The sequence below is a fragment of the Flectobacillus major DSM 103 genome, from assembly GCF_000427405.1.
Lineage (GTDB): Bacteria > Bacteroidota > Bacteroidia > Cytophagales > Spirosomataceae > Flectobacillus > Flectobacillus major.
This window is the reverse complement of sequence record NZ_ATXY01000005.1, coordinates 59,788-80,341: the sequence shown is the minus strand read 5'-3', so window position 1 is coordinate 80,341 and position 20,554 is coordinate 59,788. Positions and strand designations below refer to the sequence as shown.

The 20,554-nt window shown below is 38.5% G+C and carries 16 protein-coding genes; 13 read left to right on the top strand and 3 right to left on the bottom strand.

The window, feature by feature from the left end; all coding sequences use genetic code 11:
• Positions 1–568 precede the first annotated feature (568 nt).
• The 3 genes from FLEMA_RS0101475 (at position 569) to FLEMA_RS0101465 (ending at position 4,383) form a co-directional block, all read left to right on the top strand.
• Entirely contained in the window at positions 569–1,495 is a 927-nt protein-coding gene (locus tag FLEMA_RS0101475) for a family 2A encapsulin nanocompartment shell protein (protein WP_026993922.1), read from the top strand.
• Complete coding sequence (locus tag FLEMA_RS0101470) at positions 1,479–3,419, top strand: family 2A encapsulin nanocompartment cargo protein cysteine desulfurase (RefSeq protein ID WP_026993921.1); 1,941 nt, start codon at positions 1,479–1,481, stop codon at positions 3,417–3,419. The genes FLEMA_RS0101475 and FLEMA_RS0101470 overlap by 17 nt, the downstream gene beginning before the upstream one ends.
• A gap of 142 nt (positions 3,420–3,561) precedes the next feature.
• On the top strand, positions 3,562–4,383 hold the full coding sequence (locus FLEMA_RS0101465; RefSeq protein WP_044170457.1) for a serine O-acetyltransferase: 822 nt from the start codon (positions 3,562–3,564) through the stop codon (positions 4,381–4,383).
• A gap of 33 nt (positions 4,384–4,416) precedes the next feature.
• Here FLEMA_RS0101465 and FLEMA_RS0101460 read toward each other — a convergent pair whose 3' ends face one another.
• The 3 genes from FLEMA_RS0101460 to FLEMA_RS0101450 all read right to left on the bottom strand — a co-directional run bounded on the left by FLEMA_RS0101460 (position 4,417) and on the right by FLEMA_RS0101450 (position 7,028).
• Positions 4,417–4,923 carry a hypothetical protein gene (locus FLEMA_RS0101460; protein ID WP_026993919.1) on the bottom strand — a complete coding sequence of 169 codons (507 nt, stop codon included), beginning with the start codon at positions 4,921–4,923 and terminating at the stop codon, positions 4,417–4,419.
• A gap of 30 nt (positions 4,924–4,953) precedes the next feature.
• Positions 4,954–6,111: a chromate transporter gene (locus FLEMA_RS0101455; protein WP_026993918.1), complete on the bottom strand. Its 1,158-nt coding sequence runs from the start codon at positions 6,109–6,111 to the stop codon at positions 4,954–4,956.
• Between the two features lie 65 nt (positions 6,112–6,176).
• Positions 6,177–7,028, bottom strand: coding sequence for a chromate resistance protein ChrB domain-containing protein (locus FLEMA_RS0101450; protein WP_026993917.1), 852 nt, complete (start codon positions 7,026–7,028; stop codon positions 6,177–6,179).
• Between the two features lie 770 nt (positions 7,029–7,798).
• Between FLEMA_RS0101450 and FLEMA_RS0101440 the strand changes: the two genes are divergently transcribed.
• From FLEMA_RS0101440 to FLEMA_RS0101395, 10 genes are all read left to right on the top strand, one after another.
• A complete protein-coding gene (locus tag FLEMA_RS0101440) occupies positions 7,799–8,719 on the top strand; it encodes a hypothetical protein (protein ID WP_026993916.1) in 921 nt (306 codons plus the stop codon).
• 299 nt (positions 8,720–9,018) lie between these two features.
• The gene (locus FLEMA_RS77190; RefSeq protein ID WP_169719923.1) at positions 9,019–9,192 is read left to right on the top strand and encodes a hypothetical protein; all 174 of its coding nucleotides are present in this window, start codon (positions 9,019–9,021) and stop codon (positions 9,190–9,192) included.
• Positions 9,193–9,198: 6 nt separating this feature from the next.
• The gene (locus FLEMA_RS67155) at positions 9,199–10,107 is read left to right on the top strand and encodes a sterol desaturase family protein (protein WP_044170450.1); all 909 of its coding nucleotides are present in this window, start codon (positions 9,199–9,201) and stop codon (positions 10,105–10,107) included.
• Positions 10,108–10,280: 173 nt separating this feature from the next.
• The gene (locus FLEMA_RS0101420) at positions 10,281–11,906 is read left to right on the top strand and encodes an arylsulfatase (protein ID WP_081681231.1); all 1,626 of its coding nucleotides are present in this window, start codon (positions 10,281–10,283) and stop codon (positions 11,904–11,906) included.
• Between the two features lie 42 nt (positions 11,907–11,948).
• Positions 11,949–13,601, top strand: coding sequence for an arylsulfatase (locus FLEMA_RS0101415; RefSeq protein WP_026993914.1), 1,653 nt, complete (start codon positions 11,949–11,951; stop codon positions 13,599–13,601).
• 28 nt (positions 13,602–13,629) lie between these two features.
• Positions 13,630–14,025 (top strand): rhodanese-like domain-containing protein, encoded by a 396-nt coding sequence (locus FLEMA_RS77095; protein ID WP_218918514.1) that lies wholly within the window; start codon positions 13,630–13,632, stop codon positions 14,023–14,025.
• Positions 14,026–14,340, top strand: coding sequence for a thioredoxin family protein (locus FLEMA_RS77090; RefSeq protein ID WP_218918513.1), 315 nt, complete (start codon positions 14,026–14,028; stop codon positions 14,338–14,340).
• A gap of 11 nt (positions 14,341–14,351) precedes the next feature.
• Positions 14,352–15,434, top strand: a complete 1,083-nt coding sequence (locus tag FLEMA_RS67145) for a formylglycine-generating enzyme family protein (RefSeq protein ID WP_081681230.1) — start codon at positions 14,352–14,354, stop codon at positions 15,432–15,434.
• Positions 15,435–15,712: 278 nt separating this feature from the next.
• Positions 15,713–18,778, top strand: coding sequence for a SusC/RagA family TonB-linked outer membrane protein (locus tag FLEMA_RS0101400; RefSeq protein ID WP_026993913.1), 3,066 nt, complete (start codon positions 15,713–15,715; stop codon positions 18,776–18,778).
• A 98-nt stretch (positions 18,779–18,876) separates the two neighbouring features.
• Positions 18,877–20,445: a RagB/SusD family nutrient uptake outer membrane protein gene (locus FLEMA_RS0101395; protein WP_026993912.1), complete on the top strand. Its 1,569-nt coding sequence runs from the start codon at positions 18,877–18,879 to the stop codon at positions 20,443–20,445.
• Positions 20,446–20,554 lie beyond the last annotated feature (109 nt).

The window sequence follows — 20,554 nt, the reverse complement described above, 5'->3', positions numbered from 1 at the left end:
ATTTTTATTTGTCCTAAAATTAGGATAAAATAATATATTTGTCAAATTTATTGGACAAATAGTGTTGAAATAATAAAAAATGAAATTCGCGACTATAAGATAACTATCATAAAAGTTTGTTTATCCCTTTTTACTACAAAAAAAGAAAAAAATGTAACATCTTATAAACCAAGGTTTTTTGATGGATTTGAAGAAAAAATCAAAAAAAAACAATAAAAATGTTTATTCTATAGATTTAGTAGATTATATTTGCTAAACAAGTTGATGTAAAAGCTAGTAGTTATCTAATTCAAATGTAATTTTTATCAATCATACTTTTCAACTTTTGAAATTTTATAATAGTGCAACAAAAAAATTAAATACAGACTAACAACTACTTATAGTAGTATTGCCAAACTTTTGGGAATAAGTTTTTGGGTTAGTTCTTTGTTTTGTATCAATAGCTTATACATTGACTAACTCAATCCTTGGGATTTATTATTAGTACAAATGTTTTTATGTTGCATATTAATATACTTAATCTATATACTTAATCTATATACTTAATATTTTTATAAATTTACCAACTATGTCTGAATTAAACAAAAACAGAAATCAAACGGCCTTGGGCGATGTAGCAGCACGGCAGCTAGCTATTGCTACCCGTACAGTGCCACAGCTTTCGACAATTACGCCAAGATGGCTAACACGCCTATTGAACTGGATTCCAGTAGAATCTGGGGTGTATCGTCTCAACAAAGTAAAAGATGCTACCAGTGTAGAAGTAGATTGCTCTGGCCGAGATGAGCGTGAGCTACCTCATACCTTTGTTGATTATATCGAAAACCCAAGAGAGTACAACCTCAGTGCTGTCAATACGGTATTAGATGTTCATACAAGGGTGTCGGATTTGTACAGCAAGCCTTACAATCAGATTTCTGAACAATTGCGTTTAACGATTGAAACCATCAAAGAGCGTCAGGAAAGCGAGTTGCTCAACAACAAAGAGTACGGTTTGTTGAATAGTGTAGCTCCATCGCAGGTTATCAAAACCCGTAACGGCGCTCCTACTCCTGATGATTTAGATGAGCTTTTAACAAAAGTTTGGAAAGAACCAGGTTTCTTCTTGTTGCATCCACTTACGATTGCAGCTTTTGGCCGCGAGTGTACCCGTCGTGGTGTACCACCCCCAACGGTTTCGTTGTTTGGTTCACAATTCATTACTTGGCGAGGTATTCCGTTGATACCATCAGACAAAGTGCCTATTGAAAATGGCAAATCAAAAATCCTTTTGTTACGTACAGGCGAGAGCCGTCAAGGGGTTGTGGGTTTATATCAGCCAGGGCTTCCAGGCGAGCAGTCGCCAGGGCTTTCGGTACGCTTTATGGGTATCAACGACAAAGCCATTGCCTCTTATTTGATTTCTTTATATTGCTCTTTGGCAGTATTAGTTGACGACGCTATTGCTGTTTTGGAAGACGTAGAAATAGGAAACTACCATGAGTATAAATATTAATCAACCGCAAGGTTTACCCGATATCAAGTTTTTGGAAGAACTGGCCAATCAATTTTTTACGGAATTACCCGTATCAAACCCTGTAGGGATCAATCCCCAAGAACTCAATTATGATTCGTTGGCTAGCCAGCATAGTACCAAAGAGGTACATAGTTTTGCTAGAACCATACCCGAATCAGAAAGTAGTGCATTGGGTTTGCCAAGCTTAGGTGGGGCTGGTATTTCTCCAACAGGAAGTATCAATGCCGTGAATGCCATTGATTTAAGCCATCAACAGCGTAATTTTCCTGACCCCAACTTTGCGGGTCAGGGAAATGTACCGCAGTCGGTTGCAGGAAAAGGTATTTCACCGTCGGCACATCATCAAGGCAACGAAGTAAATCTGGCTAATCCTCAGACAAGCCTGCCCGACCCGCATTTTGCGGGGGCGGGTCGAGTACCACAATCAGTAGCAGGTAGTGGCATTTCGCCATCAATTGAAGGTAATGAAACATTTTCTGGATTACCTTTTGCTTCGGGGCTTGATTTTTTTCCAGTACTAAACACTGTCGTTGCTGATAGTCCTTCTTTTGCCCCTTCTCCACAAATTCCCATTTCTGGGTTGTCGGACGCATCGTATTATTTTTTACAAAATGATACAGGTAAGGATTTGACGAACGCTTTTTTTCAAGAAAAAAAACAACATCCCAAAGCATCGGCTTTTAAGGCTGCTTTTGATGCTAATCTTATCAAAAAGGATTTTCCCATTTTACAAGAAAAAGTAAATGATCGTCCTTTAATTTGGTTAGATAATGCTGCCACAACTCAAAAACCAAGATTGGTAATTGATAGGATTAGCTATTTTTATGAACATGAAAATTCTAATATTCACCGTGCTGCACACGAGTTGGCAGCTCGTTCAACCGATGCCTACGAAGCTGCTCGTGAGAAAGTTAGGGCTTTTGTTAATGCCAATTCAACCAACGAAATTGTATTTGTACGAGGAGCAACCGAGGCCATTAATTTAGTAGCAAAAAGCTGGGGAGAACAAAACCTTCAAGCAGGCGATGAAATTATTGTTAGTAATCTCGAACACCACGCTAATATTGTGCCTTGGCAACAACTGGCAGCAAAAAAAGGGCTGAAATTGAGGGTTATTCCTGTCGACGATGACGGACAGGTAATTTTGGAAGAATACATCAAATTGCTAAACCCTAAAACCAAATTAGTTTCGTTTACGCAGGTTTCTAATGCACTAGGTACGGTTACACCAGCCAAACAGATTATTGATTTGGCTCATCAGGCAGGGGCAAAAACCTTGTTGGATGGTGCTCAGTCGGTATCGCACCTGCGGGTAGATTTAAAGGCTTTGAATACTGATTTTTTTGTATTTTCAGGGCATAAAGTTTTTGGCCCTACAGGTATTGGAGTATTGTATGGCAAAGAGGATTTACTCAACGAAACCCAACCTTGGCAAGGTGGCGGCAATATGATTAAAGATGTAACCTTTGAACATACGCAGTTTCATCCTGCTCCTAATCGCTTTGAAGCTGGTACGGGCAATATTGCTGATGCTGTTGGGCTTGGGGCGGCTATCGACTACGTAAACCACTTGGGTATCGACAATATTAATCAATACGAGCATTATTTGCTGTTGTATGCTACCAATTTACTCAAGGAAATTCCGGGGTTGAGACTTGTAGGTACAGCTCCCGACAAGGCAAGTGTGTTATCGTTTACCCTAAAAGGTTTTACAAACGATGAAGTAGGACAGGCTCTCAACAAAGAAGGTATTGCTGTACGTACAGGACACCATTGTGCTCAGCCTATCTTGAGAAGATTCGGCTTGGAAAGTACAGTACGCCCGTCGTTGGCATTTTATAATACATGTCAAGATATAGATACTTTGGTAGAATCGCTGTATAAACTGAAAAGTGGTTATTAATTTTTTATGTAAAAATTTGAAGATGAGAAATTTGAAGATAGAATTTAGTTGTAATTCCTTTCTGTTTTCAGGTTTTCACATCTTCAAATTTTTGATTTAGTATAACTTCTTCTGTCTCCAAAAACCTTAAAAAAACGCTAGTATGGATAATCCTAATATTCATAATTTCATCGATTTGCTTCATAAAACCCATAAAGCAGAATGGGAGGCAACACCCAAAATTCAAGATGCCATTATTTGGTTAAGTGATTTGATAGAATTTTTGTTTCCTAATAACCGATTACACAAACAATCAACTTATGAAGGGATTTTGAAAAAAAACCAAATAGACCTTGAGAATATTTTACTAAGCTACCTCGACCCTAAAATTATAAATATAGAAGAAAAAGTAAACGCTTTTTATGGGTCGTTAGAAAACCTCTATCAAAATTTAAGAGCCGATGCTACCAAAATCTATGAAAATGACCCAGCTGCTACTAGCATTCATGAAGTAATAGTTTCGTATCCAGGGTTTTATGCTATTGCCGTTTATCGTATTGCCAATACTTTATCAATTTTAGAAATCCCTATTTTACCAAGAATTATTAGCGAACACGCCCACGGAAAAACAGGGGTAGATATTCATCCTAATGCACAAATTGGAGTACCTTTTTTTATTGATCATGGTACGGGTATTGTGATTGGAGCTACCAGTATTATCGGAAAAAACGTAAGTATTTATCAAGGTGTAACGCTTGGAGCTTTGCAGGTTAGCAAAGAATTAGCCGAAACCAAAAGACACCCAACAGTAGAAGATAATGTGATTATTTATGCTAGAACAACCATTTTGGGCGGAAAAACGGTCATTGGGCATCATAGTATTATTGGGGGAAGCGTTTTTTTAACCAAAAGCGTAAGCCCTTATTCTCATGTTTTTAATACACATCAGTTACGGATTGATGTCAAACATGAGGTATTAGATTAAGTGGTTTTTCAGCATGAAGAACTACTTAGGAGCTTAAAAGCCTATACCAAACTGAAACCCAATACCCCATGTGCTAGGTTTATCATTGCCAAAACGGGCAGGCAAGGGAAGAGCTACAAAGTAATTGGTATTTTTGTTTTTCTTGATAACCTTATTGAATACTGGAGTGAAACCAAAACGGCCAGATGTTTCAAAGGCAGCACGTGTTACCAGCGTAAAACCATGCTTAAAACGAAACATTACTCCTGGATGAAATAAGAAATTATTCATTTTGGCTACGTTATTTTCTGACCTAATAAATGGTACAAACTCAAAACTAAAGCCTATTTGGTCGCTTTTTAGAATATTGATTCCTGTTGGCATGCCAACTGTGTAGCTTGACGTAAAATTATGGCTTGTACCTTCCGAACTAAAATTGACAATAGGGTGAATAACACCTACATATCCTGCAATTTTGGGATAGCCCGATGTGTTTTGAGCATTTGTTTTGACAAGAAAAAGCAATGAAATAAATAATGTAAGTAAAGTTTTAGTGTACATCGTAAAGTGTTTTAATGAATAAAAAAAAGGTTATAATAGCTTGAATACAACTCCTGCCAGGCCCGCCAGTATAATGATATAGGGTTCTTGCATTTTTTTGATATATAATAGTGAAGTTCCTGATAATAAGGCTATTAATGCTGTAGGTGTATCTACAATACTGCGAGTGGCAATTACAACTACCGAACCTACAAGAGCCCCTACAACTGCGGCTGTGATTCCCTCTACAAAGGCTTTGATGGATAAGTTGGACGATATTTTTTTGAAGTATGGAGCTGGTAAAATAGTTAATAAATAGCAGGGAAGAAATGTGGCAAAAGCTGCGGCTGTAGCACCCCAAAAGCCTTCAACCAAATATCCAATAAAGCCTACGGTAATTACGACAGGGCCGGGTGTAATCATGGCTACTGCTACTGCATCTAAAAATTGAACTTCGTTGAGCCAATTTTTTTGTACAACCACCCCCTCATGCAAAAAAGGTACAATAGCTAGTCCGCTACCAAATACAAATGCTCCTGCCTTGGCAAAAAATAATATAATATCAACAATTCGTGAATTTTCGATAGGTAATAGCCATGTGCTTGAAACAAGCAAAGGAGAGTGTTTTAAGAGTTTGTTTGACCACTTGGGTGGGAATTTGTACAGCATATAAGCAAAGCCCGATAGTACAAAAAATAATATTTCTTCTCGTTGTGTAAGAATCGTAAAAATGATACTTAGTCCATAAAAAAACCAAAGAAGAGCATTTTTTTTGAAAGACGATACCGTCAATAATCCTACCGACTTTACCGTAAGTTTGTACGAACTAACCGTAATAATGCCTATTACACCAGCCCCAACACCATAAAAAACAGTTTGCATCCATACTAAATGGCTATATTCAACATAACAGTATCCTAATACAACCACCATCAAGAATGAGGGCAATACAAAGGCAATCCCACACAAGGTAGCTCCTACAATACCATAATGAACAAACCCTAAATAGATACCCAACTGAGCCGCCAATGGCCCTGGTGCTAGTTGTGCTAAAGCAAGTCCTGTTTTGTATTCTTCTTCAGAAATCCATTTTTTCTTTTCAACCAAATCTCTGTGCATATAGCCTACCAAGGCTACAGGCCCTCCAAAACCTGAATAGCCGAGTTGGAGGAAATATAAAACGATATTTTTAAGTGAATAATGAGGCATTGAGGGTTTAGTATTTAAGTTTTGTACAAAAATCTATGCAAAACCCTCGCTAAAATAGAACAGAATTAACCTTTTGTATCAGAATTACTTTTTCGTAACATTTTTCTGTAAAAAGAAGGATTTTGACCTGTATGGCTTTTGAAAATGCGGGTAAAATGGCTTTGGTCAGAAAAACCCGTATGATAAGCAATCTCTGTAAGTGTATAATTGGTAGTTTCTAGTAGTTCTATGGCTTTTTCTACCCTCAACTTCCTAATGTATTCGCCATAGCTAAGGTTTTCAAAATATTTTGAAAATTCTCTGGACAAATAAGCTGGGTTTATGTCTAATTCTTTGGAAATATCTTTCAAACTCAACGCCAAGTTGGTGTCTATTTGGTCTTGTAAAATATCCTTTAACTCTTTTGCCCAGGTTGGGGTTTTGCGATGTTGGGTTATTACTTTCTGAAACACATTCACGAGTAGGTCTTCAAAAGGATTTTGAATATGTTTCACTTTTTGAAGATACAATGCCCAGCTGTATAGTGCATCGTATAGCATAAAACCATGCTGAAGTAGCTCGTAGTCGTTTTGAAAATTATAAGCCAAGCCCGCCGAAATAGCCCATAATCCTGCCGAATAGGGCGAAATATCATGTCGGTCGGTGTCGGCACCTCTTATAATATCGGCCATAGTCAAAAGGGCAGGGCTTGAAAGGTGGTATTTTTTTAGCAGAGCATCGAAGGTACATTTATCATTGATATGTGATAATTCTACATTGGGAATATCAAATGGAATAGCTCCAAGTATAGCGGCTTGAGGTAAAACATCGGCAAAAGGGACAAAATAAAACTCAGCTTCGGAATCAATAAAGTTTTTAATAAGCCATGGACACGCTATGCGGTCAATTTTGGGTTTTTCTCGGGTAATCCACTTCATCGTTGATTCGGGTTTATGACTATACAAATACTTAAATGCAATTTTGGATTTCTTTTTTTGGATAAAATGGCTGTATTGTTCATTTAGAAAGTGTGGCTAATAAAATACTCCTCATCCAAAACCGTATAATCCTTTGTACAGCTCAAATGCTGATTATAGTATTTGACAAAGTAATTTAAAAAATGAAAGTAAAAAAAAATATGCTTAGATATTGTATATATGTCTTTTATTAGCCAGATTTTATATTGTTTTTTGGGTAATAAATATAAAAATATGATGAATAAAAGCATTTTAAAAATTCTTTTCTACTAAAATATTGTTATTAAAAAAATCTTATATATCTTTGTCTATAGATATTGTAGATTAATAAGCGAATTGAAAAACCACCTACTCAATGTGCTGTATATTAAGCTATTAAATCATTGTATTTTATCAAATGTGACCATCAAATGCTATCTTAATATAGCATAAGTGGATAAATTTTTGTGGTAAAATAACCAAAAAACTAAACGTCATGTCAATTGTATCTTCTTTTCTAGCAACCAAGGTGGTAAGTTTGTCTAGCATGCAAATGCGATGTTGCTGTTGCACATTGTAGTCTATCTGCTCAACAAGGTTTCCTTGAGCTCTTTTCGTTATACAAAATGTAGTATATATTATATTCCTTTGCGACAGCTTGGTCTAGATTTCTATGATAGTCGGTGGTTGGCTTTTGTAGTATTTAGGCGGGCTGTCGCAAAGGACAACCTTCAACTAAATATATTTCAGAGATGAAAAAAACGATTCTATCCGCTATTGCTATAGCCAGTTTTTTTAGCGTTCAAGCCCAAAATAAAGTGGTATTGAGTGGTACTAAATTTACGTACCCGTTGATAGAAACATGGATTACAGCCTATAAAAAAGTAAATCCAGAAGCACGCATTAAATTAGTCGATAAAAATCAGGAAGGAGCAGAGCAAGCCAATGTACGAATTGCCTCTTACGATATTGACAAGGCTGAATTAAAAGAAAACGAAGTGGCTATTCCTGTAAGTCGCTATGCTCTTTTGCCTGTAGCCAATGCCAAAAACCCCCTTGCCCAAAAAGCTCAAAAAAGAGGAATAAAACAAGAAGACTTGAAAAAGGTGTTTTTGGAAGACCCCGAAGATGCTTTGGAAGATAAAAAAACAGAAGCCAGCTACCAAGTATATACACGTTCGGCAAGGGTTTGTTCTTCTATTACATTTGCGAATTATCTAGGGGCAAAGCCTGACGACATCGTTGGCAAAGGAATTACGGGCGAAGACAAGCACCTACTAGAGGCTATCCGTCGAGATTCATTGGGTGTAACGTATAATAACTTGGGTTATTTGTACGATTTGCAGTCGAGAGCCTTGCAACAAGGCTTGGTAGTATTGCCAATTGATATCAACGACAATGGTAGATTGGACAAAGACGAACAAATTTATCAGGATTTGGACGTACTTATTTCCTATTTAGATAAAAACCCTAAAATAAAGGCAATTCCAGTCGAAAAAGTGTATTTTATTGCCAATACAACTACCGAAAACGACGAGCTTAACCGATTTGTAACATGGGTACAAAAAGAAGGTCAGGCATTTAATCAGCGTTTAGGCTTTTTGAATGTTGGCGAAATATCTGGAAATCAAAGAGCTTCTATTCAGGGCTTAAAGCGTGATGCTAACAAATAATCAATGGAAGCCGTGAGTCAATTAAAGAAACTGTTTTAATGAATAATTAAGTGTTTATTTGGTTGATTATTAGGTTTTTATGGTGTATTGATAAGTTGTTTTGTACTTATGATATAATTTTCACCTTTAACATTTTAGCAAAATGATTACAAACGATATTGGTATTCTAGTCAAAAAAATTGTTGTTAGCATCATCGTTTTTATTACTCCATTATTGATCTTAGGAGGGGGCGTTTGGCTGATAAAACAAATACTTTGACCATAAAGATATTTTGGCTTACCTCAAAACTAACAAAACAATGAGCTTAGATAACCCACTCAAATCTCGTATTATTCGAGATGCCTCAATTAGTATATTGATTTACGCATTGCCTGTCATTTTGATGTTTGCATGGTTTGCCTACAAAGGCGAAAAGCCATGGCTAAAACCAAGTAAGACCGTTCAATCATCTCAAAATAAACTAAACTTTTAACTAGCAATGATTCATTTTATTGAAGCAATTTTTGAAAACCTCAATGGCTGGGGACTTACAGCCCTAACCTTTATACTAGGTATAGCCGAATTTTCTTTGGGTTTATACGGCAAAAAATGGAATACCAACGAAAAGCTATTAGATATAGCTTGCTTTTCGGTACCCAAATTGGTAGTAGGCCCTGCGGTAGCCTATTTTGGCTTGAAAGTATTACCTTTTGTATTGCCCGATGCCAAGAATAGTTTAGCATGGATACCATTTGCTTTTGGTGTGCTTATTATTGCTATTTACGACGATTTGACACAATACTGGTATCACCGCTTACATCATCAAGTACCTTTTTTGTGGCGTTTTCATCGTACTCACCACTCTGCCCCTTATATGGGAATGGCCATGGCTAGCCGCCAGAATGTGATTTATACTATTTTTTTCTCGCAGATATACCTCACTACAGTATTGGTATATTTGGGCTTGGGCTATCCGACTCTTTTTGTTAAAACTATCAAAGGGCTTATTACTAGGCTGGCACATTCAAGTATTAAATGGGATAAACCTTTTTATGATAACAAATGGCTTCATCCTGTAGCATGGGTTTTGGAACGTACTATTTCTACGCCAGCTACACACCACGCCCACCATGCCGATTCTACCGACGACGGAGTAGGCTACTACAAAGGCAATTTTGGTAATATGTTCTTTTTGTGGGATATTATTTTTGGTACGGCTCTTATTACTCGTCAATATCCTTCGGGTTATGGAGTGAAAAACTATCGTGGAGAAGAATGGTATGCACAATTGCTTTGGCCAATTTTCAAGTCGAAGAAAGAAGGAAGTGAGCTTTCGCTCAATGGCCCCGAAGTAGAAGACGAGGTGTATCAGCCAACATTTGAAAAAGCTGAATATCATGCTTATTAGCAATAAACATGTGAAAAAAACGGTCAGACATATATAAGACACTACTTTTACTACTAGGTAATACAACAAATTGATGAGTGAGTTGGCAATTAAAAATCTGATATTCAGACAAGAAATGTACAGTGTACTTTCATATTAAGCACTCACTTAATGTATTCATAACTCGATATTTTATGTTTATTAAAAATGCTAAAAAAAGCCTATTCCTATCTGCAATGATATATTTGTTAATAGGAGGAGAGCTTTTGGCACAAAAAAAGCAAGCAAAGCCTAATATTATTTTGGTGATGGTTGACGACATGGGGTTTTCGGATATAGGAGCATACGGCTCTGAAATACAAACTCCCAATATTGATAAGCTAGCTTTTGGAGGAATTCGATTTAGAGAGTTTTATAACAATTCTATTTGTGCCCCAACAAGGGCATCTTTGATAACAGGACAGTATCCACACAAGGCAGGAGTTGGTTATTTCAATGTTAATTTAGGCTTGCCCGCTTACCAAGGATGGCTCAATAAAGAGTCGCTGACCTTTGCTGAAGTACTCAAGCAAGCAGGATATAATACTTATTTGTCGGGCAAATGGCACGTTGGTAATGATAGCTTATATTGGCCAAACCAACGAGGATTCGATAGATTCTATGGTTTTATTAATGGAGCAAGCAATTATTATCATCACGACAAAGACACTCCTGTTGAATTGGTAGAAGATAACAAACGGATTACCTTGCAACCAGGGCAGTATCTGACCAACGAAATTACCAATCATGCTTTAGCCTATATCGATGAGCAGAAAAAAAGTAAAAATCCTTTTTTCCTCTATGTTGCATTCAATGCTCCGCACTGGCCATTGCAGGCATTACCCGAAGATATTGCTAAATACAAAGGTAAATATCAAATTGGTTGGGATTCGCTCAGAGTACAAAGGTTACAAAAGCAAATTCAATTGGGAATTGTAGCTCCTTCGCAGATTCCTGCTGAGCGAGATACTGAAGTGCCAGCTTGGGATAGTTATACTTACGACGAACAGCAGTTTTGGCAAAGAAAAATGGAAGTGTACGCAGCGATGCTCGACCGTGTCGACCAAAACGTGGGTCGTATTCTAGCCAAACTGAAAGAGTTGAAAATTGACGATAATACATTAATTGTTTTTATTTCAGACAATGGTGCTCAGGGCGGATATATACCTACTGGTAGAAAAAGAACCCGAAACGATGGGCCAATAGGCTCGGCAGGGTCTTATGATTACCAAGAGCAAAGTTGGGCTTCGGCCTCGAATACACCCCTACGCCAGTACAAAAACAACTTTCATGAGGGAGGTATCAGCTCGCCATTTATTGCATGGTTTCCTAAACAAATCAAGGCAGGAGGTATTGTACGAGGAACAGGACATTTAATAGACCTAGCCCCAACCTTTTATGATTTTGCAGGAGCAAGCTATCCTAGTACTTTCAAAGGGCGAACAACAAACCCCTTGGTTGGAAAAAGCCTCAAGGATGTTTTGACAGAAGGAAAAGAATTACAACGAGAACAACCTTTGTTTTGGGAGCGTGCAGGCAACCGTGCAGTGCGAAAGGGCAAATGGAAATTGGTATCAACCTATCCTGAAACAACATGGGAGCTATTTGATATAGACCAAGACCGTGGCGAAACCAACAATTTGGCCAGTAAGAACCCCGAAATAGTAAAAGAACTTATAGCCGATTATCAGGAGTGGGCTAAGAAAACAGATGTCGAGAATTTTGACAAAATCAAACCCGCTGTGTTAGGGATTCCCAATGCGGTTCGTAGAGGGCAATAAGCCACTGTTTTGTCTAGTTTTTGATTTCTTAAAAGTATCACAATGAAAAAACACACATATCCTTGGGCTGTCTTGTCGCTATTTGCTTTTATATGGAGTACCAGCCCAATACAAGCCCAAAATACGCTCACTAAGCCATCAAAACCCAATATCATCTTGGTTTTGGTAGATGATTTGGGATATTCAGATATAGGTTCGTATGGTTCAGAAATCCAAACACCCAATATCGATAAGTTGGCCAACGAAGGAATTCGACTAAAAGAGTTTTATAATAATTCTATTTGTGCCCCAACACGTGCATCACTTATAACAGGGCAATATCCGCACAAAGCAGGAATTGGTTATTTTGATATTAACTTAGGCTTACCACCTTATCAGGGGTACCTCAACAAGGAATCACTCACCTTTGGAGAGGTTTTGCGTAATGCAGGCTATCATACCTATTTGTCGGGCAAATGGCACGTTGGTAACGATACGTTGTCGTGGCCAAAACAACGAGGTTTTGATAAATTCTATGGTATTTTGGGCGGGGCATCTAATTACTTCAATGCCGACAATATTCCTTTAGGGCGTTCGTATCCTGTGGTTTTACTCGAAGACAACAAACGACTAAAACCCAAACCCGATTCTTATTATTTTACCGATGAAGTTACCAATCATGCGATTCAGTTTATCGACGAGCAAAAGAACGAAAACAAGCCTTTTTTCTTGTATTTAGCTTATACTGCTCCGCATTGGCCTTTACAAGCTTTACCCGAAGATATTGCCAAATATCGTGGCAAATACGACAAAGGCTGGGACGAGCTACGAAAAGACCGATTAGCCAAACAAGTAAAACTTGGTATTATTTCGCAGGCTCAGGCCAATGCTGCTGCTACCCGTGACGTAGATGTACCCGAATGGGAAGCCCTCACTTACGACGAAAAGCAACTTTGGAAAGGCAAAATGGAAGTTTATGCTGCTATGGTTGACCGTGCCGACCAAGGAATCGGACGCTTAGTTGCTAAGCTCAAAGCATTGAAAAAAGATGAAAATACCCTAATTATTTTTATCTCCGACAATGGAGCTCCTGCCGAGGATGTTGCTCATTGGGGCGATAAAGCAGGCAACAATAAAGGGCCTGTTGGTACATCAGGGTCGTTTGAGTCGCAAGGTAAAAATTGGTCGTTTGTATCAAATACCCCTTTTCGCTCGTTCAAGTCATTTGCTTATGAAGGAGGAATTAGCTCGCCATTTATAGCATGGTTTCCTTCCAAAATCAAGGCAGGGCAAATTGCCAAAGGTACAAGCCATTTGATAGATATTGCTCCAACCATTTATGAGCTGGCCGAAGCAAAATACCCAAGTGAATATAACGGACATACAGTGAATCCTTTGCCGGGTAAGAGCTTGACTCCTTTGTTATTCAACAACCAAGAAATTGTGCGTGAGAAACCTATTTTTTGGGAGAGAGCAGGCAATCGAGCCGCACGAAAAGGCAAATGGAAATTGGTATCTATTTATCCAAGCTATCAATGGGAACTCTACGACCTTGAAAATGACCGAGGTGAGTTACAAAATGTAGCTAATAAATATCCGTTGGTGGTAGATGCCCTTTCGGCAGAATATTTTGAATGGGCAAAAGAAAATGGTGTAGTAGATTACGACAAAATTAAGCCTCAACAGCCACTTTTACCTGTAAAGAAAAAACCTTAACTTTTTGTGAACCCTTAAATTTAGTATCATGAAAAAACATATATTTTCCCTTTTAGTTTTGTTGGCAGTTTCATGCCAGACTTTTGCCCAAGACCATAAACCAACTGCTTTGGCCGATTTTGCGGCTAAAGTAGCCGCACAGACCCGTCCCCAAATTTTAGATGCCAGAAGTGCCGAAGAATTTGCATTGAACCATATCGAAGGGGCTATTAACCTTACCCAGCAAACAGAAGGATACCTAACTATTCTAAGTTCTTTAGATAAGCAAAAGCCTGTTTTTGTGTATTCTATTGGCAATGGCCGAAGTGCCGTTCTGTCAAAAGACCTTCTTACAAAGGGTTTTACCGAGGTCTATGAACTTGAAGGAGGAATTGGTAGCTGGGTTGGGGGCGGAAAACCGCTATTCACTACTGCCAAAAAATGATTGTCTTCTTCAGAATTTAATCGTATTTTGGTCAGTAATAAATTAGTTTTAGTAGATATAGGTTCAAAGTATTGTGGTGCTTGTAAAAAAGTAAAACCTGTTTTAGAAACACTTCGTCAAGAAAATGGGGAAGCCCTCAAAATTGTAGAAGTAGAACTGGAAGAAAGCCCTGCTTTGATAGCTTCTCTCAAAACAGTTACTTCATTTCCGTATTTGATTGTTTATAAAGATGGTAAACCAGTTTTGAAAAAAGCTGGAATAAAAGATTTAAAGATAGAAATAGACCAAGCTTTGGCAAAAGCTAAAGTATTGTAATAAAGTAATTTATGAAAGTTTTAAGCTCTGTTATATTGTTAGGATTAGGTGGTATTGCTGCTGTTAAAGGTGGCGGTGAATCGAAAAAAAAAGCTAAGAACCCTCAAGCTATTACCGTTTGTCAGACAGCCTGTAAAGCTACTAGCTCAAAAAGAGCATTGTTGATGCAATCTGTACAAACCACAATTGCCCAAAAGGTTTCTACTGCAGGGATGGTTTTGGTTGAAGGTGGTACTTTTGCTATGGGGACATCCGAGTTTCCAGATGCTCAACCTGTGCATAAAGTAACGGTAAATAAATTCTTGATTGATGAACACGAAGTCACCAATGCTCAATTTGCCGAGTTTGTCAAAGCTACCCAATATGTAACAGTAGCTGAAAGGCCCCTTAATCCCGCCGATTATCCGGGTGTCCCTCTCGATAAATTAGTACCGGGGTCTGCGGTTTTTAAGCCTACAAAAGATAATGTGTCGCTCAACAATTATCAACAATGGTGGGAATACGTAGCAGGAGCTAATTGGAGGCATCCAACTGGGCCAGAAAGTAGCATCAAAGGGCGTGAAAATTATCCAGTTGTACAAATTTCGTATGAAGATGCACTGGCTTATGCTAAATGGGCAGGTAAGCGATTACCAACTGAAGCAGAATGGGAATTTGCCGCCAGAGCAGGCCGACCCAATACCAAATATTATTGGGGAAGTCAACTAAAACCACAAGGCAAATGGATGGCTAATATTTATCAGGGAAGTTTTCCTAATAATAATACAGCCGAAGACGGCTTTGCTGATGCTGCTCCTGTAAAGTCATTTTCTAAAAATCCGCTAGGCATTTACGACTTAGAAGGAAACGTTTGGGAATGGTGTAGCGATTTGTATCGCCCTGATTATTATAAAAATAGTCCTAAAATTAACCCTAAAGGGCCTACAAGTAGCTACGACCCCGACGAGCCAGGCGTTGAAAAGCATGTTCAGCGAGGCGGATCGTTTCTTTGTAGCGACCAATATTGTATCAGGTACGTAGCTGGTAGTCGTGGCAAAGGCGAAACCTCTAGTGCTTGTAATCATTTAGGATTTAGGTGTGTAAAAGACCTCTAGTGACACTGTAAAATACAAAGGCTAGTTATCAACTTTTTGGCAAGAATACCTTATAGTTACTTGGTGGCTTGTGTGTTATGTCTTTGTTTAAAGGCTACCTTTTTCACTTTGTCTTCGAGGTTATTATTACCTATTTAGCCTATACGGTCTTAACGATTCATTGGCTCGCTAAATTAATTATTTATACCAAAGTAATGCTAATCAAGTGTGTTAGAAAGCATAATATGAAATTAATTTTATCACGAAATAGTATAGTTAAACTATAGAATAAATAAACAATGAAAAACAAATTTTATTATCTCTTTATGCTACTGTCGGTTATTGTCGTAGGTCAGACCTTTGGGCAGCAAGCGGCAACAATTACAGGTAAAATTGTAGACTCCAAAACCAAAGAAGCGATTATTGGAGCTGCCATTTCGATAAAAGGAACATCAGGCGGAGCCAACACCAATGTCAATGGGGAGTTTTCGTTTAAAACAACCAAGAAGCCACCATTTACCGTATTGGTTACCTTTGTAGGTTATAAAAGACAAGAAATAGAGGTGTTTGAAATAGAACCACTCAATATCAAGCTAGTAGAATCAAAAGGTCAACGCCTCGACGAAGTAATTGTGGTAGGTTATGGTACTCAGAAAAGAAGCGATATTACTGGGTCGATAGCCTCTGTTCCACTAGAAATCAAATCACAGCCTGTTGTTTCGGTAGAACGCCTATTGCAAGGCTCAATTGCTGGGGCAATTGTTACACAAACATCTGGACAGCCTGGCGGTGGTGTAAGTGTACAAATTCGTGGAAATAACTCTATTACAGCTGGTTCAGACCCATTGTATGTAATAGACGGCTTCCCAATCAACAACGATTATTCTTTGAACGATGCAGGTGTAACTGATGGCTCAAAAATCAACCCATTATCAACCCTTAATACCGCAGACATTGAATCTATAGACGTATTGAAAGATGCCTCAGCAACAGCTATTTATGGTTCTCGTGGAGCAAATGGTGTAGTGATTATCACTACTAAAAATGGTACAAAAGGAAAATCATCTATCAATTACGATGCCTATTATGGTGTACAAGAAGTAATCCGTACTATTCCGCTTTTGAATGCAGGCGAATGGTGGGCTTTGCGTAAAGATGCCGCCAAAAACTCGGGCAAAACAGCTACATTACCATCGGTTTCGGGCTATACATTAGACACTTCGGGTGTTGGTACAGACTGGCAAGCAGCAGCCTTTCGCAAAGCTAGTATTCAAAGCCACAGTATTTCTATTTTATCAGGAAGCGATAAAACTCGTCTGTCTGTTTCTGGAAACTATCTAAAACAAGACGGGATTTTACAAAATACTGATTTTGTTCGTTATTCTGGTCGTTTTGCTTTGGACCATGATTATAGCAAAAACTTTAAAATTACCTCAAGTTTAGTAACGAGCTATACTAAATCAAGTGTTGCTCCATCTGCTATTGTTGGTAACTTACTACTAACTCCTCCGTCGTTACCGGTTTATAGAGCAGATGGTTCTTTTGTGGTATTAAGTCCATTTGAGTCTGCTTTACAAAACCCTATCAACTCATTATACAACCAGTTGAACGAAACAAAAACCAATCGTATATTAGGTAATGTAGCTGGAGAATTGACATTGGTTGAAGGCTTAAAATTGAAAGTTTTGTTTGGTATTGATATCCTCGACAACAAACAAAACCGCTATCTGCCAAGTACAACGGCTGAAGGGCAAGCCCTAAGTGGCTTAGCAACAGTAGGTTCTGTGTTTACTACCAACTGGCTAAATGAAAATACGTTGTCGTATGAAAAAGCCCTCGGACAAAAAGGTAAATTAAACGCTATTGTTGGTTTTACAGCTCAACAATCCAAAACCGAAGGAACTGTTGCTGAAGCGGCTGGTTTTGCAACAGATGCTTTTGGCTATAACAACTTGGGTACTGGTATTACAAACCGTACTCCTCGTTCTTATGCAAACGATTGGGCTTTGGCATCGTATTTAGGTCGTGTCAACTACTCGTATGATGACCGTTATTTATTGACTTTGACATTAAGAGCCGATGGTTCTTCCAAATTTGGGGATGGTAACAAATGGGGGTATTTCCCTTCGGCAGCTTTTGGTTGGAATATCAGCAATGAAAAATTCTGGCAACAGTCAAATACCATTAATCAACTTAAATTTCGTTTAAGTGCAGGTTCGACAGGTAACCAAAGTATTCCTGCCTACCAATCGCTATCGCAATTGGCCTATTTCCGTTACAACTTCTCTAATACTACAGTTTCGGGTTATGCCCCCAATACAGTACCAAACTCAAACTTAGGCTGGGAGAAAACCTTCCAAGTCGATGCTGGTTTTGATGTAGGATTATTCAACAACCGTATTAGTTTAGTGGCGGATTATTACTACAAAAAAACAACAGATTTGTTATTGACTCGTACTGTTCCGGGTACATCGGGTTTATCTGATTTCTATAATGGACAGGCTTCTACGATTTATCAAAATATTGGAGCTGTTTCAAACAAAGGATATGAAATTTATATTAACTCACACAATGTAGATATCAAAGGTTTCAAGTGGAATTCAACCTTGGTATATTCTAAAAATATCAACGAAATCTTGAGCTTAGGCGATGGCGTATCACAAATTATTCCATCTATTTCGTCGCCATCTATTGCTAAAGTTGGCTATCCTGTGGGTTCATTTATTGTATACCAAACCGATGGTGTAATTCAAAGCGGCGAAACACCATTAACGCCACAGTCTAATAAAAGCCCTGGAGGACAGAAATATAAAGATATTAACGGCGATGGTGTAATTACACAAGCAGGAGACAGAGTGGTGATTGCTAATCAACCAGATTTTACAGCGGGTTTAACCAACACCTTTAGTTACAAAGGTTTTGATTTGTCTATTTTCTTTCAAGCCAACGTAGGTGGCAAAATCTATAATGCCAACCGTGCCAACCTAGAATTGGGAACAGGTTATACCAACGCTACTCGTGATTTATTGAACCGTTGGACACCATCCAATACCAATACTGATGTAAAAGCGGCTTTCCAAGACCCAGCCGTTACTATTTCTGACAGATTTATTGAAGATGCAACTTACTATCGTTTAAAAAACATTTCGTTTGGATATAATTTCCCAGCGAAGTTTTTGAAAAAAACGCATTTGAAAAATCTTAGGTTATACATCTCGGCTCAGAATGCTGCTACTTGGACGAAATACACAGGTTTTGACCCAGAGGTTAGCTTAAACGGCCAATCGCTTATCAATAAAGGGGTTGACTCGGGTGTATACCCCAACAGCAAATCTTACCAAGCAGGTTTATCAGTATCATTCTAAAAAGCTGTAAGCAAATGGCATTAGGCAATAAGCACAACCAAACTGCTTAAAGCCTATTGCTTATAGCCCCATGAAATCAAAATTAATTTCGGAATACCATGAAAGTACTAAAATATATCGCTCTTGCAAGTATCGGATTAACGGCGAGTTCTTGCGAATCATTTTTGAAAGAAAACCCCGCTTCTATTATTTCAGAAGACCAATATTACAAAACGCAAACGGATGCTATCAATGCCGTCAATGCGGTTTATTTCTTATTAAACTCGGGTGGGCCGTCGGTGCAAACACCTTACAATACATTGTTTAATACGGGAATGAATTTTGCAGGCGACGACGAAGACCCAGGGCCAGGAGCAACCAACCCCGATGTACGCTCATTGGCAGTATTGGCTCATTCTTCATCAAATTTGCGTGTATATGAACTTTGGCAACAACACTATGCTGCCATCAAAAAAGCCAACGTAGCTTTAGAAAAAATTCCAGCCATCAATATTGATGCAACGCTTAAAGCTCGTTTGCTGGGTGAGACCAAGTTTTTAAGAGCCTTGTATTACTTCAATCTAGTGCGTCTATATGGTGATGTACCATTGATTACATCTTACCAAAAGTACGTAAATGCGGCTGATTATGCCATTGCCAAATCGCCATCAACAGAAGTGTATGCTCAAATTGAAAAGGATTTGACAGAGGCCGCTGCTGTATTACCAACTACCTATAGCTCGCCCGATGTAGGTAGAGCTACTTCGGGTGCCGCCAAAGCATTGTTATCAAAAGTGTATTTGACCAAAGCTTCATTACCGTTGAATCTTACTCAAAATTATGCCGATGCCGTAAAAAAAGCAGAAGAAGTACTTTCGCCTGCCGATGGCGGAACAGGCAATTATGGCTATGATTTGTTCGATAATTTTGCAGATGTGTTTTTGCCTGCTACCAAAAATGGTAAAGAACATATCTTTTCGGCTCAGTTTAAATCAAATGCTCAACTACAGGGAAACAACCAAAACCCTCGTTCTATTTTGACTGGTATTCCGGGTTTGTCTGGAGGATATGCCGACATGGTACGTTTCTATACGGTAGGAAATGATAAGTTTTTTAGCGTATACAAATTGTATGACCCTGCCGACAAACGCAAGCGTGTAACCTTTGTCACCAGCTTTACAAGCCCAACCAACGGTAGAAAGTACGGCTTACCTATTGCCAATCTGGCTGTGCCAAACGATTCAACGCCATTTTTCAACAAAACTTGGGACCCGAACTCTACTTCTGTCACAAACGAGTCAGCGGCTAATGTTGCTATTATTCGTTATGCCGAAGTGTTATTAATTCATGCCGAAGCCGAAAACGAACTGAATGGACCAACTGCCAAGGCTTACAAATCGCTCAACCGTGTTCGTCGTAGAGCAGGATTGCCAGATTTACAAACAGGCTTGACCAAAGACCAATTCCGTGAAGCGGTGTATCTTGACCGTCGTTTAGAAGTGGTATTTGAATACCAACGTTGGTTCGATTTGATTCGTCAAAAAGACGCTTCGGGCAAAAGTACATTTGTGGCTAATCTCCAAAAAGTAGGTAAAACCAACGCTACCGACAAGCACCGCTTATATCCGATTCCACAATCAGAAATCGACAATAACCCTAAGTTGGAGCAAAATACGCTTTGGAAGTAACTATTGAGTGAATTGTGAATGGGAGATTTTAAAAAGTATAAATTCTTCTAAGCCAGTAAGCATTTAGATAATATATGTTTACATTCTTTTAGAAATAAAAATACCTCAT